This is a genomic window from Rhodovulum sp. FJ3 (genome assembly GCF_032918305.1).
GTDB lineage: Bacteria > Pseudomonadota > Alphaproteobacteria > Rhodobacterales > Rhodobacteraceae > SAT37.
The window spans coordinates 410,253-435,523 of the sequence record NZ_JAWJUU010000002.1; the positions used below are offsets into that span (position 1 = coordinate 410,253).

Annotated in this window: 19 protein-coding genes; 13 read left to right on the forward strand and 6 right to left on the reverse strand. The window is 61.5% G+C overall.

Annotated features, from left to right (window positions below; all coding sequences use genetic code 11):
• Positions 1-12: 12 nt before the first annotated feature.
• Positions 13-762: a DsbA family protein gene (locus R1W00_RS07125; RefSeq protein WP_317262036.1), complete on the reverse strand. Its 750-nt coding sequence runs from the start codon at positions 760-762 to the stop codon at positions 13-15.
• Between the two features lie 99 nt (positions 763-861).
• Positions 862-2,202 carry a M48 family metalloprotease gene (locus tag R1W00_RS07130; protein WP_317262037.1) on the reverse strand — a complete coding sequence of 447 codons (1,341 nt, stop codon included), beginning with the start codon at positions 2,200-2,202 and terminating at the stop codon, positions 862-864.
• A gap of 58 nt (positions 2,203-2,260) precedes the next feature.
• On the opposite strand from R1W00_RS07130, the gene R1W00_RS07135 reads away from it, so the two are divergent.
• The 7 genes from R1W00_RS07135 (at position 2,261) to R1W00_RS07165 (ending at position 12,595) form a co-directional block, all read left to right on the forward strand.
• A complete protein-coding gene (locus R1W00_RS07135; RefSeq protein WP_317262038.1) occupies positions 2,261-3,412 on the forward strand; it encodes a pyridoxal phosphate-dependent aminotransferase in 1,152 nt (383 codons plus the stop codon).
• Between the two features lie 92 nt (positions 3,413-3,504).
• Positions 3,505-4,713, forward strand: coding sequence for an N-acetylmuramoyl-L-alanine amidase (locus tag R1W00_RS07140; RefSeq protein ID WP_317262039.1), 1,209 nt, complete (start codon positions 3,505-3,507; stop codon positions 4,711-4,713).
• A 116-nt stretch (positions 4,714-4,829) separates the two neighbouring features.
• Positions 4,830-7,409, forward strand: coding sequence for a PBP1A family penicillin-binding protein (locus tag R1W00_RS07145; RefSeq protein ID WP_317262040.1), 2,580 nt, complete (start codon positions 4,830-4,832; stop codon positions 7,407-7,409).
• 105 nt (positions 7,410-7,514) lie between these two features.
• Positions 7,515-8,642, forward strand: a complete 1,128-nt coding sequence (prfB, locus tag R1W00_RS07150) for a peptide chain release factor 2 (protein ID WP_317262041.1) — start codon at positions 7,515-7,517, stop codon at positions 8,640-8,642.
• An 86-nt stretch (positions 8,643-8,728) separates the two neighbouring features.
• On the forward strand, positions 8,729-10,171 hold the full coding sequence (locus R1W00_RS07155) for a hypothetical protein (RefSeq protein WP_317262042.1): 1,443 nt from the start codon (positions 8,729-8,731) through the stop codon (positions 10,169-10,171).
• A 2-nt stretch (positions 10,172-10,173) separates the two neighbouring features.
• Positions 10,174-11,754 carry a hypothetical protein gene (locus R1W00_RS07160; RefSeq protein WP_317262043.1) on the forward strand — a complete coding sequence of 527 codons (1,581 nt, stop codon included), beginning with the start codon at positions 10,174-10,176 and terminating at the stop codon, positions 11,752-11,754.
• Positions 11,755-11,824: 70 nt separating this feature from the next.
• A complete protein-coding gene (locus R1W00_RS07165; RefSeq protein WP_317262044.1) occupies positions 11,825-12,595 on the forward strand; it encodes a DUF2189 domain-containing protein in 771 nt (256 codons plus the stop codon).
• Between the two features lie 58 nt (positions 12,596-12,653).
• Here R1W00_RS07165 and R1W00_RS07170 read toward each other — a convergent pair whose 3' ends face one another.
• The 4 genes from R1W00_RS07170 to R1W00_RS07185 form a co-directional block, all read right to left on the reverse strand.
• Positions 12,654-13,136: a polymer-forming cytoskeletal protein gene (locus tag R1W00_RS07170; RefSeq protein WP_317262045.1), complete on the reverse strand. Its 483-nt coding sequence runs from the start codon at positions 13,134-13,136 to the stop codon at positions 12,654-12,656.
• Positions 13,126-14,448, reverse strand: coding sequence for a DUF5930 domain-containing protein (locus R1W00_RS07175; protein WP_317262046.1), 1,323 nt, complete (start codon positions 14,446-14,448; stop codon positions 13,126-13,128). The genes R1W00_RS07170 and R1W00_RS07175 overlap by 11 nt, the downstream gene beginning before the upstream one ends.
• A 189-nt stretch (positions 14,449-14,637) precedes the next feature.
• Positions 14,638-15,432, reverse strand: a complete 795-nt coding sequence (locus tag R1W00_RS07180; protein WP_317262400.1) for a ferritin-like domain-containing protein — start codon at positions 15,430-15,432, stop codon at positions 14,638-14,640.
• A gap of 20 nt (positions 15,433-15,452) precedes the next feature.
• A complete protein-coding gene (locus R1W00_RS07185) occupies positions 15,453-15,914 on the reverse strand; it encodes a peroxiredoxin (protein ID WP_317262047.1) in 462 nt (153 codons plus the stop codon).
• A 93-nt stretch (positions 15,915-16,007) separates the two neighbouring features.
• On the opposite strand from R1W00_RS07185, the gene R1W00_RS07190 reads away from it, so the two are divergent.
• The 6 genes from R1W00_RS07190 (at position 16,008) to R1W00_RS07215 (ending at position 25,191) form a co-directional block, all read left to right on the forward strand.
• Entirely contained in the window at positions 16,008-19,289 is a 3,282-nt protein-coding gene (locus R1W00_RS07190) for an AsmA-like C-terminal region-containing protein (protein WP_317262048.1), read from the forward strand.
• On the forward strand, positions 19,286-20,335 hold the full coding sequence (gene queA / locus R1W00_RS07195) for a tRNA preQ1(34) S-adenosylmethionine ribosyltransferase-isomerase QueA (RefSeq protein WP_317262049.1): 1,050 nt from the start codon (positions 19,286-19,288) through the stop codon (positions 20,333-20,335). Before R1W00_RS07190 ends, queA begins: the two co-directional genes overlap by 4 nt.
• Before the next feature lie 35 nt (positions 20,336-20,370).
• On the forward strand, positions 20,371-21,693 hold the full coding sequence (locus tag R1W00_RS07200) for an MFS transporter (RefSeq protein WP_410901542.1): 1,323 nt from the start codon (positions 20,371-20,373) through the stop codon (positions 21,691-21,693).
• A gap of 95 nt (positions 21,694-21,788) precedes the next feature.
• Positions 21,789-22,370 (forward strand): DUF924 family protein, encoded by a 582-nt coding sequence (locus R1W00_RS07205; RefSeq protein ID WP_317262051.1) that lies wholly within the window; start codon positions 21,789-21,791, stop codon positions 22,368-22,370.
• A gap of 115 nt (positions 22,371-22,485) precedes the next feature.
• Positions 22,486-23,880 (forward strand): dihydrolipoyl dehydrogenase, encoded by a 1,395-nt coding sequence (gene lpdA, locus R1W00_RS07210; protein ID WP_317262052.1) that lies wholly within the window; start codon positions 22,486-22,488, stop codon positions 23,878-23,880.
• A 150-nt stretch (positions 23,881-24,030) separates the two neighbouring features.
• Positions 24,031-25,191: an MFS transporter gene (locus R1W00_RS07215; protein ID WP_317262053.1), complete on the forward strand. Its 1,161-nt coding sequence runs from the start codon at positions 24,031-24,033 to the stop codon at positions 25,189-25,191.
• The last annotated feature ends 80 nt before the right edge of the window (positions 25,192-25,271 follow it).

The window sequence follows — 25,271 nt, forward strand, 5'->3', positions numbered from 1 at the left end:
CGTGGTGCGCGCCTAGTTGGCGCGTACGTCGGCCACGATCTGTTGCATGCCGTCAAGGGGCACATAGCCCCGCAGCATTTGTTCATCCAGAACAAAGGTCGGCGTGCCCGAAATCCCCAGACGCTGGGCCAGTTGGCGGTTCTGGCGGATGATGTCGTTGGTGGCGTCGCTTGTCATCAGGGGGGTGATCGTGTCCATGTCCAGATCAAGGCGCGCGGCGACGTTCTCGAGGCTGGTCATGGTGATGTTGCCGCGGAATTTGATTAGCGTGTCATGCACCGATTTATAGGCCTCATCCCCGTGATGCGATTTAACCGAGATGGCAAAGCGCGAGGCCAGTTCGGATTGTTCGCCGAGGATCGGGAATTCCTTGATCACAAGGCGGATGTTCTCGTCCCCGTCGATCAGGGCCTCAACGTCGTCAAAGGCGCGGCGGCAATAGGAACAGCGGTAGTCCATGAATTCCACCAGCGTCACGTCGCCCTCGGGGTTGCCACCGACCCAGGAATGCGGATCGCTAAAGATGTCTTGGGCGTTCACGCGGACCAGAGAGGCGTCGTTGGCGACCTGCTGTTCTGCCTGACGGTCCTCAAGGACGGCGATCGCTTCCATCAGGACCTCGGGGTTTTCGAGGAGATAGGCGCGGACCTCATCGCGAAAGGCCTGACGTTCGGCGTCGCTTAGGTCGCTGAGGTCGGAGGCCTGAACGGGCAGGGCGGTGGTCAGGGCCAGAGCGGCGGCGGCGAAGAGCGTGCGGGGCATATGTCGGTCCTTTTGGGCGGGCGCGTTCGGCATCATGTTCCAAATCTTGAATGGATGTATCTCACGAATGCGCGCTGTCATCAAATAACGGTTATGTGGTTAGGAGCGGTTTTTGGCGGCGGCCAGAATGTCTTGGGCCCTGAGATAGCCCGCCGAGCCGCGTGGCAAAAGGCCCGTGGCGCGTTTGGCGTGGACGGCGGCGTCTTTGAGACGGCCAAGGATCGCGTAGCGTTCGGCGGTCGCGACCGAGGCCATGCCGTTGTTGCCCGCGCGCGCATAGGCAACCGCGAGATCGCGCAGCATCCGCGGATCATAGGGATCACGCGCCCGCGCCCGTTCCAGTGCGGACAGGGCGGCCTTGTTGTTGTTTTCCGTGGCCAGCAACGCGCGCCCGTATCCCGACAGGATCAACGCCTCGGATGAGGCCAGTTTCACCGCGCGCCCATAGGCATTGACGGCTGCGCCAAAGTTGCGGGATTCGAGCAGGATCTGCCCCCGCAACTCATGCGCATAGGGATCATTCGGGTTCATCGACACCAGACGGTCCACGTATTTCAGCGCCTCTTTGGTGTCCGGTTTGCGGTGATAGGCGACGGCGCGCATCATGGTGGCGACGCTGGACTGGTCCTTTTTGTCGATCTTGCGCAGGGTAAAGGACGGGTTTTGCAGGAACGCGGCCAGTTTGCCCTGTGCGCGGGAAAACCAATAATTGCTAACGGTTGGGTCTTTGGGTTGCACGGTGACGGCGGCGGCAATCCCGTTCAGGGCGCGGATACGGTCGCGCGACAGGGGGTGAGTCAGGACATAAGGGTCTTGGCGCGAGGCCGACAGGGCCTCTTGGCCGCGAAAGATGTCCAGAACCTCGGACATGGCATGGGGATCGACGCCCGCACGTGCCATATATCGCACGCCCGCCTGATCGGCGCTGCTTTCTTCGGCGCGGGTATGGGCAAAAAACGCGCGTTGGGCGGCGGAACTGGTCCCGGCGGCAAGGCCGACCGCCGCACTGCCACCGCCCCCGATGGCCGCCGCCGCCGACAGGGCCGTACCAATCGCCGCGATGCGTGAGCTGTTTTGATAGTTCTGCACCCGTCGCGTGATATGGCCGTTGGCGATATGGGCCATTTCATGGGCGAGAACCGATTGGATTTGCGCACCGCTGTCCAGTTTCATCAACAGGCCCGAATGCACAAAGATCGTCCGGTGATCGGCCACAAAGGCGTTCAGAGAGCTGTCATTCACCACAAGGATGTTCAGTTGCGAGGGGCTGAGACCCGCCGCGACGGCAATTGGGCGGGACAGTTCGCGCAGGGCATATTCGATTTCGGCGTCACGGATCAGGGATTGGGCCGCCGCCACAACGGGGGCCATGATCACGGCCAAGGCGCAGAGCATCCCGCGGATCACGCGGCGTTGTGTCGGAGTTCGCGTGATCGCCATTGACTGTCTGTCCTTGCCCTGAAAAAACCGGCCTGTCCCCTTAAGGTGAGAGGTTTTCATGCGCAGTTCAAGCCGTAGCAAGGTCGATTCCTTTATTGTTATGGATGTGATGGAGGCCGCCCGCCAAGCCGAAGAGGCCGGTCGCCACATCATCCATATGGAGGTGGGTCAGCCCTCGACCCCCGCGCCCAGCGGCGCGCGACAGGCTCTGGCCACTGTGCTGGATGATGATGCGCTTGGCTATACGGTTGCCTTGGGCCTGCCGGAACTTCGGCAGAAAATCGCGCGTCTTTATGCGGATTGGTACGGGGTTGACCTTGATCCGGCTCGGGTGATCGTGACGGCAGGGTCCAGTGGCGCGTTTCTGTTGGCGTTCAGTGCGCTGTTTGATGCGGGGGATAAGGTCGGGATCGGCATGCCCGGTTATCCGTCCTATCGTCAGATCCTGCACGCCCTTGGTCTGGACACGCATCTGATCGAGAGCAGCGTTGAAAACCGCTATCAACCGGTGCCCTCGGATGTGACGCCGGATCTGGCCGGTCTTATGGTGGCCTCGCCCGCGAACCCGTCGGGGACGATGTTGGATATCGATGCGCTTGGCGCGTTGATCGCCGCCTGTCACGCGAACGGAACGGCGTTCATTTCCGACGAGATTTACCACGGCATCGAATACGACCGCAAAGCGGTCACCGCTTTGCAGATCAGCGACGATGTCTACGTGATCAACTCGTTCTCGAAATACTTTTCGATGACGGGTTGGCGCGTGGGCTGGATGGTGGTGCCCGAGGATCATGTGCGCCTGATCGAACGTCTGGCCCAGAACATGTTCATCTGTCCCAGCCACGCCGCCCAGATCGCGGCCATCGGTGCACTGGACAGTATGGACGAGGCCGACGCGAACCTTGCCGTTTATCGCGCGAACCGCGATTTGATGATGGCCGAACTGCCTGCCATGGGGTTTGACCGCATCGCGCCGCCCGACGGGGCCTTCTATGTCTATGCGGATGTGTCGACCCTGACCGAGGACAGCCGCGCCTTTGCCCGCGACATTCTGGATGAGGCGGGTGTCGCCGTCACGCCGGGGATCGATTTCGATCCGGTGCGCGGGGCGGGGACGCTGCGGTTCAGCTATGCGCGTTCGACCGACGATATTCGTGAGGGTCTACGCCGCTTGCGCGAGTTTATGCAGGCGCGGGGCCACATCGCATAACGGTGTGTTCCGTTTCGCGCACCGGACGTTATAGTGCGGCCAAGAAAACGGATGAATACCGGATGATGAGCAGGCGAATTCGCAGTTTTGTAGTGGCAATTGCCCTGTGCCTTGGCGCGGGTTCTGGCGCGTGGGCGCAAGGTCTGAGCGCGCTGGCCCGCGTGGACGGCGCGCGCAGTGAGACACGCGATCACGGCGCGGGGTTTGACCTGACGCTTGGCCTGACACAGGCTGTCCCGTTTCGCGTGCGCCTCTGGGACGGTCCCCGCCGCGTCGTCGTCGATTTCCGTGAGGTGGATTTCACGGGCCTCAGTGCCGAGACCCTGCAAGGGGCCGACGCGGTCGCGGGCGTCACCATGGGGCGTCTGGGGGCAGGGTGGTCGCGCATGGTGGTCGAGTTGACCGAGCCGGTTCTGCTGGTCGATGCGATCTATACCGGTGCGGATGGGTCCGCGCCCGTGGCCCTGAACCTGTCCTTTACGGCGACAAGCGCGCCTGATTTCGCCGCCCGCGCCGCAACACCCGGTGCCGGTGATCCGATCTGGGGCCGTCCCGCCGTGCGCGCGGTCGAGGCGCCGATCCTGCGTCAGGACGGCACGCGGCCCCTGCGCGTGGTTCTGGACCCCGGTCACGGCGGCATTGATCCGGGCGCACAGAATGACGGGATCAACGAGGCCGACCTGATGCTGTTGTTTGCGCGGGAACTGCGCGACACGCTGCGCCGCGGTGGGTTCGAGGTGTTCCTGACCCGCGAGAGCGATGATTTCGTCCCTCTGGAAACCCGTGTGGCCTTTGCGCATGAAGCACAGGCGGACCTGTTCCTGTCCCTGCACGCCGATGCCTTGGCCGAGGGGCGCGCGACGGGCGCGACTGTCTATGTCCTGTCCGATCAGGCCTCTGACGTTGCCGCCCAAAAGCTGGCCGAGCGGCACGATCGCGACAACCTGTTGCTTGGGGTGGATTTGCACGATCACGATGATGTGGTCGCCGGTATCCTGATGGACCTGACACGGCGCGAGACCGAACCGCGCACGATGGCCCTTGCCCAGACCTTGGTCGATCATATGGGCCGTCACATCGGGCCCCTTTATAAAAAGCCGCTGCAACAGGCCGGGTTTTCGGTCCTCAAGGCCCCCGATATCCCGTCGGTGTTGATCGAACTGGGCTTTCTATCGTCACCCGGGGACCTAGATAATCTACAGAACGACGAATGGCGCGCCCGTGCAGCCCAATCCATTGCCGATGCGATTGCCGACTGGTCCCAGAGCGACGCCGCCCAAGGCGCGCTGATCCGCCAGTAATCCGGGCGTTCACAACACCAATAGGATGGGCGTAAAAGTGCCCATTCTGCGTTTGCTTGTTTTTGACCACCGCGCCAAGCATGCGTATATAGGCCGCAATGAATCTGGGGGTTCCTGTGATACGGACGATTTTATCCATCCTTGGCGGTCTGTTCAGCTTTGTCACGCTTGGCATTGCGGGAACGGTCATCATGATCGGCGCGCTGTTCTGGATGTATGCGCGCGATCTGCCCGATCATGAGGATCTGGCGGTCTATACCCCCAAAACCATCAGCCGGATTTATTCGGGTGAGGGGCGTTTGATCGACGAATTCGCCGAGGAACGTCGCCTGTTCGCGCCCGCCGACGAAATTCCCGATATCGTCAAACAGGCGTTTATCTCGGCCGAGGACAAGAATTTCTATAGCCACAAGGGCTATGACGCGCGCGGCATTGCCTCTGCCGCGTATGATGCGTTCAAAAGCCGTGGCCAAAACGTGCGCGGGGCCTCGACCATCACCCAGCAGGTGATGAAGAACTTTCTCTTGGGGGGCGAGCGCACGGGCGAGCGTAAGGTCAAGGAACTGATCCTTGCCACGCGGATCGAGGAAACCCTGTCCAAGGACCGCATTCTGGAACTGTACCTGAACGAGATTTTCCTCGGGCAGAATTCCTATGGGGTGGCCGCCGCCGCACAGACCTATTTCAACAAAACCCTGTCGGAATTGTCGGTCCAAGAGGCGGCCTATCTGGCCGTTTTGCCCAAGGCGCCCTCGACCTACCACCCCGTGCGGGCCAAGGAACGGGCGCTGGACCGGATCGCCTATGTTCTGGGACAGATGCTCGAGAACGGCTATATCGATCAGGCGACCTATGACGCGGCGCGGGCCGAACCCCTGAAAACGGTGCAGAACGGCGATTACGAACCCTTCCGCCAGAGCCTGCCGCCGCGTGATTACTTTACCGACGAAATCCGCCGCCAGTTGAGCCGCGATTTCGGTGAGGGCGAATTTTTCGGCGGGGGTCTGACCATCCGCGCCACCTATGACCCCGAACTGCAACTAGAGGCCGCGCGCGCCCTGCGTCAGGGTCTTGAGGAATATGACCGCCGCCAAGGTGTCTGGCGTGGCACGGGTGTCAAAATCGACCCCGCCGAACTGGGATCCGAGGACGCGTGGCGCGCCGCGCTGTCTTCCAGTGGCGTCGCCAATGATATTGAGGGTTGGTACCGCGCGGTTGTTCTGGAACTGGGTAGCACCTCGGCCCGTATCGGCATCGAAGGTGTCGCCGATGATGCGGATGGCCACTGGATTCCCGCCAATGACGTGACATGGGCGCGCAAACTGCGCGAGGACGGCACGTTGGGCCGCACGGCCCGCAACGCCTCTGATCTGCTTGAGGTCGGGGATGTCGTTCATGTGCGGCGCATGACCAAGGACAGCGATGGGTCCTTCATCCGTTGGACCCTGCGCCAGATCCCTGAAGTGCAGGGCGGCTTTACCGCGATGGACGTGCACACCGGTCGGGTGATCGCGATGCAGGGCGGGTTCAGCTATCAGGACTCGGTCTTTAACCGCGCCACGCAGGCCACCCGCCAGCCGGGGTCGAGTTTCAAACCGTTCGTCTATGCCTCGGCGCTGGACAGCGGGTTCAGCCCCGCCACCATCGTCATCGACGCCCCGATTGAGGTCGACACCGGCGGGGCCGTCTGGCGTCCGAAAAACGCATCGAACAAGTTCTACGGCCCGACGCCCCTGCGCACGGGGATCGAACGGTCGCGGAACCTGATGACCGTGCGTCTGGCACAGGAAATCGGGATGGAAACCGTGGCCCAATACGCCGAACGGTTCGGCGTCTATGACCGGATGGATCCGTTCCTTGCGAACTCGCTTGGGGCGCAGGAAACCACGCTGTTCAAGATGGTGGCGGCCTATGCGATGTTTGCCAACGGCGGTGAGCGGGTTGAGCCGACCCTCGTTGACCGTGTGCAGGACCGGTGGGGCAAGACCGTTTATCGCCACGACCAACGCACCTGTACTGATTGTACGATCGACGCGCTGGATGAGGGGCAGGCGCCCACGATCGTGTCCAACCGCGAACGGGTGATGAACGCGATCACGGCGTATCAGTTGACCTCGATGATGCAGGGCGTTGTGACCCGCGGGACCGCCGCGGGTCGTGTGAACCTTGGCGTTCCGACCGCCGGTAAGACCGGCACGACCAACGACGCGCGCGATGTGTGGTTCATCGGGTTCACCTCGAACATCGTGGCGGGCTGCTATATCGGGTATGACCGCCCCGAGCCGCTTGGGCGGGGTGCGTCCGGTGGCGGCATGTGTGGTCCGGTGTTCAACGCGTTCATGCAAAAGGCGACCGAGAAATACGGCGGCGGCAAGTTCAAGGTCCCGCCGGGTGGCCATTTCATCAAGATCGACCGGTTCTCGGGTGCACGTCTGCCCGCCGATGCCAGCGGCCCGAATGTCGTCGCCGAATACTTCCGCGATGGTGAAGAGCCAATTTTCGGCGTTGCCGCCCTGATCGACGGTGGTTTTGCGATGGGGGCGAACCTGCCTCTGTTCGGGCCGGGTGAAGGCGCGGATGGCTCGACCGAAGCGGCCGCCGAAACCGGCACCGAGGTCACAACATCCACCGGCGAAACCGCCACCGTTGGCCCCAAGGCCAGCTTTGGCACGCTGAACTCGGGCGGTTTGTACTAACCGCCCCCACCCACCGAGAGGCCGACGCGCAAGGGTGCTTGCCCGTCGGCGCATCTGCGGGTATCACCGCCTGAACATCAAGCAGTCAAAAAAGGTCACGGCCTCATGCGCGCTGAGACACAGAATATCGTTGAAGACATCCGCAAATCGCTGGTCCTGTTGGGGCAGCGTATGGATCGCGAAACCGCGCCTTACCGGCTTGAGGAATTCAACGCGCGGGTCGAGGATCCCGATCTGTGGAACGATCCGGAGAACGCCCAGAAACTGATGCGGGAACGTCAGGCCTTGGTCGATTCAATCGAGACCTATGACGGCATCGAGCGCGATCTGAACGACAATATCGAACTGATCGAACTGGGCGAAATGGAAGATGACCAAGAGGTCATCGCCGACGCCGAGGCCGCGCTGAAGGCGCTCAAAGCCGTTGCCGCCAAGAAAGAGCTTGAGGCGTTGTTGAACGGTGAGGCCGACAGCAACGACACCTTCCTTGAGATCAACTCGGGCGCGGGTGGTACGGAAAGCTGTGATTGGGCCAGCATCCTTGCCCGCATGTATGTGCGTTGGGCCGAGAAAAAGGGCTATGACGTCGAACTGCAATCCGAGAGCGCGGGCGAAGAGGCGGGGATCAAATCCGCGACGTATAAGATTTCGGGTCACAACGCCTATGGCTGGCTGAAATCCGAGAGTGGCGTGCACCGTTTGGTGCGTATTTCGCCCTATGACAGCGCCGCGCGTCGTCATACCTCGTTCAGCTCGGTTTGGGTCTATCCGGTGGTCGATGACAATATCGAAATCGAAGTGAACCCCGCCGACATCCGCGTGGACACCTATCGGTCGTCCGGTGCCGGTGGTCAGCACGTCAACACCACCGATTCTGCGGTCCGGATCACCCACATGCCCACCGGCATCGTCGTGACCAGTTCCGAAAAGTCCCAGCACCAGAACCGTGATATCGCCATGAAGGCCCTGAAATCGCGGCTGTATCAAATGGAGCTGGACCGCCGTAACGCCGAGATCAACGCCGCCCACGAAGCCAAAGGTGACGCCGGTTGGGGCAACCAGATCCGGTCCTATGTTCTGCAGCCCTATCAGATGGTTAAGGACCTGCGCACCAGCTATGAAACCTCGGATACCCAAGGTGTTCTGGATGGTGATCTGGACGGGCTGATGGCGGCGACGCTGGCCCTGAACGTGGCCGGTAAATCGCGCGCCGAAGCTCAGGGCGACGACTGACGCGGGGAAAAGCCCGCCGCGCGTCCCCCTTGATCGAACACAACCTGTGATGGCACCCTTCACGCATTCGTGAGGAGTGTCTTGTTATGCGTATTTTGATCCCGGCGCTTGCGGCGCTGATTGCGGGGCCCGTCGCGGCCCAAAATATCGATTACCTTGTGGCCCCGCGCGGGACCGCCGCCTATGACACAGCCAAGGCCCGCGAGGATGGACAGGCGGTGTTTGCCGAGCGCAGCCTGACCGCCGCCCTGCGCAATGCGCATGAGACCCTGTCAGGCTGTGGCACCTGCCGCGTTACCATCCGGATTGCCAGCGGGGAATACGACGGCAAGGCGGGCACGGGGCAATGGGCACTGCCCGAGGTCATCGCGCCCGAGGCATCGCTGCATATCCTTGGCGGCTATGACGAGACGTTTGAGACCCGCAACCCGTTCCTGACCCCGACCTTGATGGTGACGCCGCCCGAACGATCGGGCATTGTCCTGTCGTTTGAGGGCAAGAAACACGCGCTGGCCGAATTGGTGGTGTCGGGCCTGACCTTTGATGTCAGCCCCTCAAACGCCTATGACGCCCAGACCAACACCTTGATGTTCAGCGGATCGTCCACATGGGGGATTTTGCGGTTCGGCTATCTGACCACGAACCATCTGGTCGTGGCGGACAACGTGTTCCTGAACGCGCCAAACGGCGTCGCCGCGCCCGCCATCCGCGCCATGTCCGATCAAGCGCTGGTTGAGGTGACGAACAACGTCTTTATGAACAACGTTTACACGTGGCAGGTGACCAGTGGCGGGGGCAAGTTCACGCCGCGCTATCGTCTGGCGGGGAATTCGTTCGTCCTGAACTGGCCGCGTAATCCCGATCGCACCACGTCGAACCCCGGCACGTTGGAGATCGGCAACAAATATTCCGCCAGCCAGATCGACATCACCCGCAACCTGTTCGCCTTTAACGTCGGGGGGGCGATTTTCCCGCAATGGGACGATGTGGACGGTCCCAATATCGCGATCACCGAGAACCTGTTCTGCGACAATGGTGCGATGTTTGACCCCGAGGAACCCGCCGATGGCGCGGTCGTGGGGAAATTCAACGGTTCGGCAACGCACGCGATTTTCGATCCCTATGACCTTGAGGACGATTTCGCGTGGGACACCTATGACAACGTCGATATCGACCCCGAACTGGCCGTGCCGGTGTTGGAGGTTGGGGTCCTAAAGGACATCGGGCGCGGCGTTGCACCGACACTGCCCGAGGAAGAGCTGACGCTGGACAGCATCGATTTCTCGCTGGGGGGTGAAGACGAGGACGGCGATGATCTGTCCCTTGACCTGCCGTCGCTGGATAGCGGCCTGTCCGAACTGACGCTGGATGCGGATTTCGGGATGGAGGCCTTGGCGGGGGATGAAGGCGTTTTGAACTTTGCGCCACTGGTGCCCTATGACCCCCGCGCGCTGCCGTTTCCGCGTAACCCCGAGGCGGCCGAGTACGGCGCGTCCTACACCCGCATCTTTCAGCAGGGTGAGGGATGATCATGCGGAATCTTCTAACACTGATCGGAACGCTGTTCATCGGGGCGGCGGCCCATGCGCAGGACGTGGAACTGGACCGCGAATTTGACCCGCTTCAGGATTGCTATCACCTGATGGAGCGTCCGATCCTTTATATCCCCAAGGGCGATGACAGTGACGTGGACGAAATCCTGCGCCATGTGAAATGCGCCGAATCCGAGTTGCAGACGCTCGAACGCCTGCCCGGACGCGATCATCGCTATCGCCCTGTTGAGGACCGGATCAAGGAATTCGTCGCCGTGCATGAGGCGAACCTCAAATCCCTGCGCGCCGCGCTGGCCGTTCTGGGCAAGATGGAAAAGGTCCAGATGGCCATCGATAAACTGCCCGAACAATGCGAGGATCTGGAAGAGGGGTTTGAGGACAAGATCGCCGAGATCATCAAGGAGATTGAGGACGACGACGCCGATGACATCGAAGATCTGGCCAAGTCGATTGAGGATCAGGTCGAGGCCGCCCTCAACAATGCCGAGGATATCGAGGACGACCTGAAAAACGCCGCCCGTCAGGTCCTGAGCGCACGGTTCAAGGACTCGCGTAATTACCCCAAACGCTGGGACAGTTCGATTGAAAAGGCGCTGGACCGCGCCGCCGACGACATCGTGAAATACTACACCCGCGCATTGACCAATGCCGAACGGGCCTGTGACCCGATTGAGGAACCCCTGCGCCTGTCCTATGTGGTGGCTGCGTTGAAAACCACCGGCGCGACGTTGGACGCGTCCGAGGAGTTCGTGAAGGCGGGCGAAGAGTGGTTCGATCGCACCCGCGCGGTGTGGGAAAAGAACTGTGACGGGTTGGAACGCCTGCGCATCGCCTATTGTTCGATCGACTGGAATGAAACCTCAGGCAACGGGGCGTCCGACCCGCGGGTCAAGGCGGCGCTCAGCGACAACAAGAACGATGTGCTGCGCCTGATTGATCAGGTGGTGAAAGAGTACAAAGAGCTAAAGCCCGAGGGCGACGCGGTTCTGGCGGCGACGGGCGACGATCAGGTTGAGCGTCTGTTGGTCAACATGAACAAACGCTATCGTGGCATGGAAAGCCTGCTCAAGGATAAGGGCAGCGCGCTCAAAGGCACGCAATCGCCGTGGATCCGGACGTGGATCGAATACGGCAAGGAAAAGCACAAAACGTTACCCGGTCCGTTTGGCTGCAATGTGGTGGACATAGCCATTCCCACCGATAGCCGCAGCCGCCCCGATTGCTTTGTTGTGAAAGACTGTACCGTTATTGAGTTCAAGCCCGACGACCCGTCTGAAATCCGCAAGGGCGAGGATCAGGTGGACCGCTATGTCGCGTCCTTGTCGGACTATTACACGTGGGTCCTGACCGAGATGCTGGACGCCGGAGAGAGCTTTGAGGACATCCGCGACGGCAAGGTGAAACCCAAGGGCACGATCTATGGCGGCTCGGATGTGATGGCCAAAATGGCGGACAGTTGTTTCAACGGCGAGGACGAGGTTGAGGTCAAGAACGGCGGCGTCTACGGCTATGACAAATGCGACCGCGCCCAGCCGATCTGTCCGCCATTGCCCAACTAACGCTTGATATGTGGCCCGCGATCGGGAAACTGATCGTGGGAAACGCGCTTCTTTTTGGGAGGAGAAGCGAATGAGCGACATCACGGCACCCTCACCGGTGCCCGAAATACGGCAGATCACGCGCGCGGATGTGACTGCCAGTCTGGCCAAGGGATGGCGGGACTTTCTGGCCGCCCCGATGTTTGGGGCGTTTTTCGGCGGGTTCTATGTGATCTGCGGTCTGATCCTGACGTGGATCACGCTGGGCACGGGACAGGTCTATTGGCTGGCCCTTGCGGTGTTCGGCTTTCCGATTCTGGGGCCGTTCACAGCGGTCGGTCTCTATGAGGTCAGCCACCGGATCGAAAACAACGACCCCTTGGATTGGTCCGAAATCCTTGGGGTGATCTGGCGCCAGAAAGAGCGGCAACTGCCGTGGATTTCCGCCATTATCATCGTGATCTTCCTGTTCTGGTCGTTCATCGGTCACATGATTTTCGCCCTGTTTCTGGGGCTGTCGACCATGACCAATGTCACGACGTCCTATGAGATTTATCAGACCACAAACGGCATACTGATGCTGCTCGTGGGGACGGGGGTCGGGGCGGTACTGGCCGGTGTGACGTTCGCCATCACGGTGACGGGTCTGCCCCTGTTGCTGGACCGCGAGATCGACTTTGTCACCGCGATGATTGTCAGCTTTCAGTCGGTTTTGCGGAATTTCTGGGTGATGACCCTGTGGGGGCTGTTCGTGTCCGTCACAGTTTTCGCGGCGATGGTGCCGCTGTTTCTGGGCCTGCTGGTCGTGCTGCCGGTTCTGGGGCACGCGACGTGGCATCTCTATCACGCGACACTCGACTAACCCGAAAACGAAAAGGGCACCCGATGGGGTGCCCTCAAATTCTCTATCACGCGGTGGCTTAGCCTTCGGCTTTTTTCGCCGGACCCGAGGACAGGGGATCGTCCTGACGCTGGACCGAGCCCTCGAAATGGGCGCCACTTTCGATCGCGATGGTCTTGTGGATGATGTCGCCCTCAACCCGTGCGGTCGAGGTCAGGCGCACCTTCAGGCCACGCACGCGGCCAATCACGCGACCGTTGATGACAACGTCATCGGCCATGATTTCGCCCTTGATCGTGGCGCCTTCGCCAACGGTCAGCAGATGCGCGCGGATGTCGCCGTCAACCGTGCCTTCGACCTGAATATCGCCGGTGGTTTTCAGGTTGCCCGTCACCGTCAGGTCCGAGGACAGAACCGATGCCGGCGGCTTGGGCTTGGCAGCGGGGGTCGTCGTGGTCATGGGGCGCTCTGCCGGGGCGGGCGCGGGGGCCTTGCCGGTTTCGGGCTTTTTCTCTTCGCCCGCTTTCGGGCCGGGCTCATTGATCCTGCTTTTAGAAAACATCTCTGGCTGCCTTGATATAGATCATCGGGTTAACGGGTTTGCCACCGACACGCACCTCATAGTGCAAATGCGTCCCAGTAGACCGGCCGGAATTTCCCATATCACCGATATGCTCTCCGCGCGATACCCTTTGGCCAACCTTAACACGAATTTTGGACAAATGGGCATAACGGGTTTCGATTCCGAACTCATGCTTAATTTTAATCAGGCGACCATAGCCCGATTGCCAATCCGCGTGGATCACAACACCATCAGCGGTGGAATAAATCGGCGTTCCGGTCGCGGCGGCAAAGTCGGTGCCGTTGTGCATCCGGCCCCAACGCGGGCCAAAGCCACTTGTGTAGCGGAACGAGTTTTTGACGGGCAGGGCAAAGGGCGTTTTCTGGGCGGCGATCCGATAGAGGTTCAGCCGGTCCAGACCTTCAAGGATCTGGTTTGCGCGCAGGCTATCGGGGTCCAGAGGTTCGCCTTTGGTCGAAAAGGCCAGCGGGGTCAGGGGGCCACCTTGGCCGTTATAGCCCTGTTTCACCGCGTTCAGCAGGTTGTCGGTCGACAGGCCCGCCTGACGGAACATTTTGTCCAGCGGTTCGACCGAGATCGTCAGCGCCTCTTCCAGCTGACCAAAGATCAGGTCGTTACGGTCCTGCATCAGGCGGCGTTCGTAATCAATCGCCTCGGCCAGATCATAGGCTGCGACCGCATCGGCGGCGATCGTGTCACGCTCAACCGCGGTGAGGTTCAGCGCGTCCGACAAAAACGCCACGGTCTGTTCCAGATCCTCGGCCTGTGACGCGCCGGTGCGCGCCGATCCCGTGGCATCGGCCAGTTCAGCGGTCAGCTCATCCGCCTTGTCGGCGGCGGCGTCGCGTTCATCAATGGTGGTGCGCAGGGTTTTCTGGATGACCTTGATGCCGGTTTCCAACTCGCGGCGACGCTCTTCGGAGGCCAGAAGTTGCGACTGCATCTTGGACACTTCGGACAGGGCGACGGCGAACCGCTCATGCGCGCTTTCGGCTTCCATGGCGCGTTGGTCGCGCTCAGAGGCCAGTTCGTTCAAACGGCGTTCATATGTGGCTTGTTCGCGTTGCGCCTGTTCGCGCAGGTTGCCCGCGCCAATCGTGTCCATAAGCAAGACGGCAGTGGCAATGATGCTCCAGCCGACCATGCCCGCCACACCGGCCAGAACGACCAATTGGGTCTCGGACCGCAGGCGGATGAACCGCGTTTCTGTATCTGATCGCAGGAACAGTCGTTGCTCTGGCAAGTACCGTTCAAGCGTTGCGTGTAAGCGCTTGAAAAAAGTTGTTTTCAAGTTTCTGTCCCGTCTGCCTTTTCCCCAGTCTCGGCCAGCGGTTCCCATCAAAACCGCACGGTTCCCTGTTGGATAGGGTAAGGAGGGGCCGGACTGCAATATTTTTTGGCAGTCGACCCCCTAAACCCGCAAAAATCAACTAAAAATGGGCGAGATATTGCCGATAAGGAGGGTCAGCTTTCCCTAGGGTCAGCTATTCACCTCGGCCAAGGGCCAATAGAAATCGGGCGGCAGACCCGCTTCGGCGCGTTTTTCCTCGTTAAAGGGCGGCTTTAGCGGACCGTGGAAATAGGTCTGGACGAGGTCGTGAAACACATCCTTGGGGTCTTTGTCGTGGCGACCACAGAGGAAATGGAACCACTTGGACCCATAGGCGACGTGGCCGACCTCTTCGGCGTAGATCACGCGCAGGGCCTCTACCGCATGGGTGTCACCGGCGGCCTCGTAAATCTCGATCATGCCTGGGGTCACGTCCAATCCCCGTGCCTCAAGCACCATGGGCACAACGGCCAAACGGCCGAGCAGGTCCTCGGCCGTGTCTTCGGCGGCACGCCACATGCCCGCATGCGCGTCCAGATCGCCGTAAAAGCTGCCCATCCGTTCCAGACAGCCGGACACAAGACCGAAATGTTTGCTCTCTTCATCCGCGGATTTGACCCAGTCGTCATAGAACCCGATGGGCATCGGGATATGGCCGAACCGCGCGATGATGTCCCAATGCAGGTCCACCGCGTTCAATTCAATGTGTGCAACCGCGTGCAGGATCGCCTTGCGCCCCGCCTCGGTTCCCGGACGGCGACGGGGCACGTCGCGCGGGTTCAGCAACGCGGGTTTCGCGGGGCGTGCCGGTTGCAAGGGCGGGTTCGCCGTGCCCACAGGGATCGGCGTTCCGGCCTTGCGCGCCTCAAACCACTGACGCGCATAGTCACGCGACAGGGCGGTCTTTGCATTGGCGTCTGCGGTGTTCAGAACCGCACAGGCCATTTCCGTCAGGGTCAGGTCGCTCACAGCGCGCGCACCGCGTCCAGAACCGCCTCGGCGTGACCGGGGACTTTGACCTTACGCCAGATTTCCGCAATTTTACCCTCGGCATCAATTAGATAGGTCGCGCGCTCAATCCCCATGTAGGTTTTGCCGTACATCTTTTTCTCGACCCATGTGCCATAGGCCTCGCACAGGGTGCCGTCCTCATCCGAGACCAAGGGGATGGTCAGATCATGCTTGGCGCGGAATTTCTCGTGCTTGGCGACGGTATCGCGCGAGGCACCGATGACCGTGGCCCCAGCCGCCTTGAACTCATCCAACAGGCCCGAGAACGCGATCGATTCCTTGGTACAGCCGGGGGTGTCGTCCTTGGGGTAGAAAAACAGAACCACTGGTCCGCCGCGCAGATCGGACAGGGTGATCGGGTCGCCACCATCTTGGGGCAGGGTGAAATCGGGGGCTTCTTGGCCAACTGTCAGCATCTGGGCATCCTTTCCTCACTTCACGCTTTCCTTGTGGTGCGCGCGCGGCAAAGATAAAGCGACAATATCCGAGGGCAAGAGCAAGCGACCTTGATGAGCGATCCGACAGAGCCAACCCCGAAACGGCCGATGCCCACGCATCGCCGTGTGGGCGTGTTCCTGATCATCACGCTGTTGCTGGCGATGGTGTTCATGGGCGGCGTGGTTTTGTCGTTCATGGGCCGCGCGGTTCAGATGCCAGACTGGGTGACCGCACGGGTTGAGGCGGGGATTGATGACGCACTTGGTCCTGTCGGGGCGAATCTGGCGGGGATGGAGGTCCAGTTCGAATGGGGCAATTTCCCGCGCGTCCGCCTGCAAGAGCTACGGCTGCGCGACGCCGAAGGACGACAGGTCCTGTCTGTCCCCGCGCTTGAGGCCGCGATTTCGGGGCGCGCGTTGCTCGACGGGCGGGTCGAGATGCGGCGTCTGTCCTTGGCGGCGGCGCGTGTCACGTTGCGCCGCGATGAGAACGGCGACTTCGATCTGGCGCTTGGCGGCGACACCCCCACGTTTCAGGCCGGTAGTCTGGCCGAGGTTCTGGATCAACTGGACGGCGCGCTGGCCCTGCCTGCGCTGTCGGTGATCGAAAGCGTCGCCGTTGAAAACCTTGACCTGATCTATCTGGATGCGCGGGCGGGGCGCACATGGTCGATCCGTGAGGGCCTGTTGACGCTGGATCAAACGGCTGAGGCTCTGAGCGCGCAGGTGTTCCTGACCCTTTATAATGACGCAGGCACCCCGTCCGAGTTCGCCTTTGGGTTCGAGACCGAAAAGGGCTCTCCCGCCAGTAGCCTGTCCGCATCCTTTAGTGATGTGCCGTCCGACGACATCGCGCAACAATCCCCCGCCTTTGCGTTTCTGTCGGTGATCCGCGCGCCGATTTCGGGGGCGGTGCGCGCGGGCGTGGGCTCCGATGGCGCGCTCTTGCCGCTGAGCGGGGTTTTGGACATCGGCGAGGGCGACCTGATCCCCACCGAAAACACCAAGCCCGTGCATTTCGACGGCGCCAAGGGCTATTTCCAATACGACCCCGCCGCCCAGCGCGTCGCGTTGAACCAAGTCGAACTGACCTCGGGGACGTTGACGTTCAACGGCGGTGGTCAGGCCTATTTGCAAGAGTTCGTGCAGGGCCTGCCGACGGTTCTGGTGGCGCAGATGGGCCTGAAATCGGTGGCGTTGAATCCTGACGGCGTGTTCCAGACGCCCGTGACATTTACCGGCGGGGCGGCGGATATGAAAATCACGCTGGACCCGTTTTCGGTCGATCTGGGGCAGGCGGTTTTGCTGGACGCCCAGAACCGCGCGATCCGCGCCAAGGGGCGGGCGACTGTGTCCGATGCGGGCTGGCACGTGGCGCTGGACGCCTATGTCGACACGATGAGCAAATCGCGCCTGTTGCGCCTGTGGCCCGTGGCCGTGGTGCCCAAAACGCGCAAATGGGTGACGGAGAACATTGCCTTTGGCATAGCGCGCGACGCCCATGCGGCGCTGCGTCTGGAGCCGGGGGAAAAGCCGCGCTTTCAATTGACCCACGGGTTTGAGGGCGGCGAGGTGCGGTTCATGAAAACCATGCCCCACGCCACCGAGGGCAGTGGCTATATCACCCTGACCGAACAGCGGTTCGTGATGTCACTGGAGCAGGGGATCGTCACCGCGCCAAACGGGCAGGTGGTCGATCTGACCGGCACGGTGGTCAATATCGACGACATCACCGTGCGTCCGGCCTATGGCACCATCGATCTGCACATGGATGGGCCGATCCCTGCCATTCTGTCCCTGATTGATCAGCCGCCCCTGACCCTGATGCAGCGCGCGGGACAGGGGATCGACATTGCCGATGGTCGCGCCGTGGTGCGCGCCGATCTGGGGTTGGAGTTCCGCAAGGGCGTTAAACCGCATGAGGTCGCATTCGATGTCGCGGGGGATCTTTACGATGTGACCTCGGACGTTCTGGTTCCGGGCCGATCGTTCGCCGCGCCCCATCTGCGCCTGACCGCGACGCCCGAGGCCGTGGCGATTGCGGGCGCGGCCACGGTGGACGGGGTGTCCTTTAACGGCGGCTGGACCCAACAGATCGGGCCGGAACACGCGGGCAAGAGTTCCGTCAGCGGCACCATCCTGTTGTCTGAACAGAACCTCGCCGCTTTTGGGGTTGATCTGCCGCGCGGGATGGTGCGGGGCACGGGGCGCGGTGCGCTGGACCTTGATCTGGTCCGTGGTGAGGCACCCCAATTCCGGTTGAGCAGCGATCTTGAGGGGATCGGCCTGTCGATCCCCGCCATTGCTTGGTCCAAGGGGACCGGCAGCACAGGTAACCTAACGATTAACGGACGACTGGGTGCGCCCATTGCAATCGACGACATCGCCCTGTCGGCACCGGGCCTGTCTGCGGCGGGCGACATCGTTCTGGCCCAAGGCGGCGGGGTTGAGCGGATCGAACTGCCCAAGGTCAGCGTCGGGCGCTGGTTCGACGGATCGGTGATCCTGACCGGACGCGGCGCGGGGCGGCCGATGGCCGTGCGCGTCACCGGCGGGCAGGTGGATCTGACCGCGCTGCCCGACCGATTGAACGGCGCGGGCGGCAGTGGTGGCAACAGCACGACCGAAATCGCGCTGAACCGGTTGATCGTGGCGGACGGGTTGGTTGTCACAGATCTTGACGGGACGCTATCGACATCTGGCGGGTTGAACGGGTCGTTCATCGGGTCGGTCCCAGGTGGCGCGCGGTTCAACGCGGCGCTTGCCCCGTCGGACCATGGCACGGCGGTCCGTATTCGGTCGGAACAGGCGGGTGAGGTCCTGCGCGGGGCGAATGTGTTTGCCAAGGCGCGGGGCGGGTCGATGGACCTGATCCTGACCCCGCTTGAGGGCGAGGGGCGCTATAACGGGCGTATGGACATCACCAATGTGCGGGTGCGCGGCGTGGGCGCGCTGGCCGAACTGTTGTCGGCGGTTTCGGTTGTCGGTCTGATTGAACAGCTATCGGGTGAGGGGCTGGCGTTTACAAGCGTTGAGGCGCGGTTCACCCTGACGCCTGAGGGGGTCGAAATCCGGCGGGGCAGTGCGGTTGGCCCGTCCCTTGGCATTTCGATGGCAGGTGTTTATGAGTTCGCCGCGAAACGGCTGGACCTGCAGGGGGTTGTGTCCCCGATCTATCTGGTCAATTCGATCGGGTCTGTCCTGACCCGCAAGGGCGAGGGCCTGTTCGGGTTCAACTATCGCCTGCGCGGACCGGCCGATGACCCCAAAGTCAGTGTGAACCCGCTGTCCATTCTGACGCCCGGCATGTTCCGGGAAATCTTTCGCCGCCCGCCACCGGAGCTTGGGAATTGAAACTATCCGATTTCGACTTTGACCTGCCTGACCACCTGATCGCGACGCGGCCCGTGAAACCGCGCCGCAACGCACGCCTGTTGGTGGCGGATCAGGCGGGCCTGCATGACCGGCAGGTGTTCAACCTGACCGATTATATCGGTGCAGGCGACCGGTTGATCCTAAATAACACCCGCGTAATCCCCGCGCGCCTCAGTGGTCAGCGCACCCGCGACACGGGGCAGGGGCCGGTGACGGCCAAGGTCGAAATTACCTTGTTGGACCCGCTGGCCGGTGGGGGCTGGCGCGCGCTGGCCAAACCCCTACGCAAGGTGCTGGAGGGCGAGGTGATCGTCTTTTCGCCCGATCTGTCGGCCACCGTCACGCGCAAGGGCGAAACCGATCTGGACCTTGCCTTTAACCTAAGTGGCGATGATTTCGACGCCGCGCTGGCCGCCGCGGGTGCGATGCCGTTGCCGCCCTATATCGCAGCCAAACGCCCCGCCGATGAACAGGACAAGGACGACTATCAAACCGTCTTTGCGCGCCATTCCGGTGCTGTGGCCGCGCCGACGGCGTCTTTGCATTTCGATGAGGTCCTGTTAGAGGCGCTGCGCGCCGCCGGTGTGGCGTTCACCGAGGTTACGTTGCACGTTGGGGCGGGCACGTTCCTGCCGGTCAAGGTCGATGACATCGACACCCACAAGATGCACTCCGAATGGGGTGAAATCACCGCCGAGGCAGCCGCGCAGATGAACGAAACCCGCGCGGCGGGCGGGCGGATCATTCCCGTGGGCACAACCGCCTTGCGGCTGATCGAAAGTGCCGCGTCCGACGATGGCACCATGGCCGCATGGACCGGCACCACGGACATTTTCATTCGCCCCGGCTATAAATTTAAAATCACCAATGGGTTGATGACGAACTTTCACCTTCCCAAATCGACCTTGATGATGCTGGTATCGGCCTTGATGGGGGTGGAGCGCGTGCGCGAGATCTATGCCCATGCGGTGACCGAGGACTACCGCTTCTTTTCGTATGGCGATGCGTCGCTATTGCTGCCTTAGGGCGGAAATGGCCTAATAGGGGTCGCCAACGCAACATCGCGCCCCGCGCTTTTTCATCATCACGGGGGGCTCAACACACGGAGAGCGACGTGATTCAGGTTCTGGGCAGCACATGGGCATTGATGGCAGGGATGCTGCTGCTGATGGTGGGCAACGGTTTGCAGGGCACCCTGTTGGGGGTGCGCGGCGGCATCGAGGGCTTTAGCACCTTTGAGATGTCGCTGGTCATGTCGGCCTATTTCCTTGGGTTTCTGGGTGGCTCACGCATGACGCCGGAAATGATCCGCCGTGTGGGTCATGTACGGGTGTTTGCGGCGCTGGCCTCGTTCATCTCGGCGGTTCTGATCCTCTATCCGACCATTGCCAACCCGTGGGTCTGGGTCGCTTTGCGCGTTGTGATCGGGTTCTGTTTTTCGGGCGTGTATGTGACCGCCGAAAGCTGGCTGAACCACTCGGTCGATAATTCGAAACGGGGGCAGGCTCTGTCGCTCTATATGATCACGCAGATGGCGGGGATCGTGACGGCGCAGGGTGTGATTGTCCTCGGCGATCCGTCGGGGTTCATCCTGTTCGTCGTGCCCTCGGTCCTTGTTTCGATCTCGTTTGCGCCGATTTTGCTGTCGGCGACGCCGACGCCCGCGTTCGAGGCGACCAAACCGATGTCCCTGCGCGATCTGATCCGCACCTCGCCCTTGGGGTCGGTCGGGATGTTCCTGACCGGCGGGATCTATTCGGGGATGTTCGGCATGGCCGCCGTTTACGGCTCCGAGGTGGGCCTGAGTGTCGCGCAAATTTCGACCTTTGTGGCGACGATCTACCTTGGCGGGCTGATTTGTCAGTTCCCCATCGGATGGCTGTCCGACCGCGTGGACCGGCGCAGCCTGATCCTGTTGACGGCGGCGGCATCGGGTGGCGCGTCCGTTGTGGGCGGGTTGTTCGGGTGGAATTATGAGCTGCTCTTGGTGGCGGCGTTCTTTCTCGGGGGGGCGTCGAACCCGCTCTATGCGTTGCTTATTGCCTATACGAACGACTTTCTGGACCACGCGGATATGGCGGCGGCCTCTGGACGGATGATGTTCCTGAACGGGATCGGCGCGATCCTTGGCCCGATCAGCATGGGCTGGATCATGGGCGTTGTCGGCCCGTCGGGGTTCTTTGCGTTCATGGCCATCATGGGGTTTGCTCTTGCTGGCTATGCGGCCTACCGGATGACCCAGCGTGCCGCGCCCTCGGTCGAAGATACGGGCACCTACGCACCGGTTCTGCCTTCGGCCACGGCCGTTGTGGTTGAGGCGGCACAGGAATACTTCATCGAGGAATCCGAGCAGGCCGATGATGGCCTGAGCCCCGCGAACTAAATCGCACCCTTCCTGCTTGCCCTCGGCCACGGTTTTTGAAACCGTGGCACTGAGGCGTATCGGGATACGCCAATGCAATTGGGTAGGGGACAGCGATGCAGCGCGCGCAGGATATTCTGGATTTTTGGCTGAACGAAGTGAGTGAGGATAACTGGTACGTGGGCGATGAGGCCTTGGACCAGAAAATCCGCGACCGGTTCATGGATGACTGGCAGGCACTGCGGGACGGTCGGTTCTTGCGCTGGTTGACACAGGCGGACACCGCGCTTGCCTATATCCTGTTGGCCGACCAGTTCCCGCGTAACATGTTCCGCGGTTCGGGCGATGCATTTGCCACCGACCAGCTGGGGCGCGCGGCCGCGAAACGCTCGATTGACGAAGGGTTCGACAAACAGATCGCCGAGCCCCAGCGCCAGTTCTTTTATCTGCCCCTGATGCACTCGGAAAACGCCACTGATCAGGACCGCAGCGTGCGCTTGATCCTGACGCGTATGCCCAAAACGGGCGAGTCGAACCTGCTGCACGCGCGGGCCCACCGTGAGGTCATTCGCCAGTTCTGCAGATTCCCGTATCGCAACGAGGCTCTGGGCCGTCAGAGCACCGAAGACGAGAAATCGTGGATCGAAAACGGTGGTTACGGCAAGATCGTTGAGGAAATCCGAAAAAATCAGGCGTAATGCCAACTCCTTAGGCGGTTTTTGCGAAAAAACACGCGCGATTGTCGTGGGGTTTATTGAAGGGATGTTCCGGATAGTTTAATATCAAACTAATTTCAAAACCCATGAGGATCCTATGGCTGCGAAGACTTTTGATATGATCGTTATTGGCGCGGGGCCGGGGGGCTATGTGGCCGCCATCCGCGGGGCGCAGCTGGGCCTTAAGGTTGCGATTGTGGAACGCGAACATCTGGGCGGTATTTGCCTGAACTGGGGCTGTATCCCGACCAAGGCCTTGCTGCGCAGTTCGGAGGTGTTCCACCTGATGCACCGCGCCAAGGAATTCGGCCTGTCCGCAGACGGGATCGGTTATGATCTGAATGCTGTTGTCGACCGTTCGCGCGGTGTGGCGAAACAGTTGTCGGGCGGCATCGGCCACCTGATGAAAAAGAACAAGATCACCGTCTTTATGGGCGAGGCGACGCTGCCGGCTAAAGGCAAGGTCAGCGTCAAAACCGACAAGGGCACCGAGGAATTGACCTCCAAGGCCATCGTCGTGGCAACCGGCGCACGTGCCCGCGAATTGCCGGGTCTTGAGGCCGATGGCGATCTGGTCTGGACCTACAAACACGCCCTGACGCCGAAACGGATGCCGAAAAAGCTGCTCGTGATCGGGTCGGGTGCCATCGGGATTGAATTTGCCAGCTTCTACAACACCTTGGGCGCGGACACGACCGTGGTTGAGGTGATGGATCGTGTTCTGCCCGTTGAGGATGCCGAGATCAGCGCATTCGCCAAAAAGCAGTTCCAGAAACAGGGCATGACCATCCGTGAAAAGACGATGGTCAAGCAACTGGATCGCGGCAACGGCAAGGTCGTCGCGCATATTGAGGCCAACGGCAAGGTCGAGAAACAGGAATTCGACACCGTGATTTCGGCGGTCGGCATTGTCGGCAATGTCGAAAACCTAGGCCTCGAAGGACTGGGCGTCAAGATCGACCGCACCCATGTGGTGACGGATGAATATTGCCGCACGGGTGTCGATGGTCTGTTTGCAATCGGTGATATCGCCGGTGCGCCGTGGCTTGCCCATAAGGCCAGCCATGAGGGCGTGATGGTCGCCGAACTGATCGCGGGTCAGCACCCCCATCCGATCAAGCCGAACTCGATCGCGGGCTGTACTTATTGCCATCCGCAGGTCGCAAGCGTCGGCCTGACCGAGGCCAAGGCCAAAGAGGCCGGGTATGACGTCAAGGTCGGCCGCTTCCCCTTTATCGGCAACGGCAAGGCGATTGCACTGGGCGAACCCGAAGGCATGGTCAAAACCGTGTTCGACGCGAAAACAGGTGAGCTCTTGGGCGCGCATATGGTCGGGGCAGAGGTCACCGAGATGATCCAAGGCTATGTCGTCGGGCGTCAGCTTGAGACGACCGAAGAAGACCTTATGAACACGGTTTTCCCGCACCCGACCCTGTCGGAAATGATGCATGAATCCGTTCTGGACGCCTATGGCCGCGCGCTGCACTTCTAAGACACAGAACGCTGTTCAGATTTGGGGGCGATCCGGTTCGGGTCGCCCTTTTCATTGGCGCCAACCGTTAACCACGCGCGCAATTCTGCACAGAGGCATGCGCGTTCGCGGGCGATAGCCAATAGGCCGTCTTTCGGGATAGATCGTGTAATGAGTACCCCGTCCAAAACCCGCTGGCCCCTGATCATCGGCCTGTTTGTCACTGGCCTGTTGGCGGCGGCGCAGTTTGGAAAATTCGCCCTGACCCTGCCGCAACTGGGTGAGGCCTATGCCCGCTCGCCCGGCGCGCTGGCCCTGATGGTGTCTATTGTCGGGGTGGTGGGCGTTTTGTTTGGTCCGTTTGTCGGCGGTCTGATCGCGGCCTTTGGCATCCGGCGGGCGATCCTGTGGGCGCTGGGGCTGGGCGCGGCGATGTCCGTGCTACAGGCGCTGGTGCCGCCTTATCCGGTGATGTTGGCTCTGCGCGTGGTGGAGGGCGTCGGGCACCTTGTTCTGGTGGTGGCCGTGCCGACCTTGATGGCGGAACTGGCCACGGATCGCGACCGTCCGGTGGTGATGGGTCTGTGGGGGACGTTTTTCGGGGTCAGCTTTGCCATCCTCGGGGTTGCGGTGCCGGTGCTGGTCGATCTGGGCGGGATGCGCGCCGTCACCTTGGCCCATGGGGTGGCATTGGTTGCGATGGCGGTGGGCCTGGGACCGTCCTTGCCGCGATCCGGTGCGCGTCAGGCGTTCCGGTTCAACCCGTTTTCCGAGTTGCACCTGATCTACACCGACTGGCGGCTCTTTGCCTCGGGCCTTGTATTTTTCTGGCATTCCTTCGTCTATCTCGCCTTGCTGAGCGTGCTGCCCTCCCTGCTTGAGGCCGGTGCCGCCTTGGCGATCCTTCCGCTGCTCAGCCTGTTTGGCACCTTTGGCGCGGGGTTTCTGGCGCGTCGGTATTCGCCGATGTGCCTTGCCGCGACGGGGTTTGCGGGCAATCTGGCGATCGTCGGGGTTGCTTTTGCGACGGGCTATATGGGCGTTGGCGTGTTCGTCGCGCTGTTTCTGGCGACGGGCCTTGTGCCCGGTGCGGCCTTTGCGTCCCTGCCGTGGTTGAACGCCGATGTGACACGGCGCGCTCGGGCGGGTGGGGCGCTGGCCCAGATCGGGAACCTCGGTACGTTCAGTGGCCCGCCGGTGTTCGCGATCACCGCCCAGATCGGCGGGATCGGCCTTGTTCTGGCATTGGTCGGGGTGGTGGCGATCACCGGTGGCGCGTTGGCCCTGTATTTCGGGTGGCGGGCCCGTCGGTTCGGCGCGCTGAGCCTTTGATCAAACCCGTCTGACCTTGGCCCATGTTCCGCTTATGTTCTCAAAATTCTGTTGGAGACTCGGCCAAGGTCAACTATGTG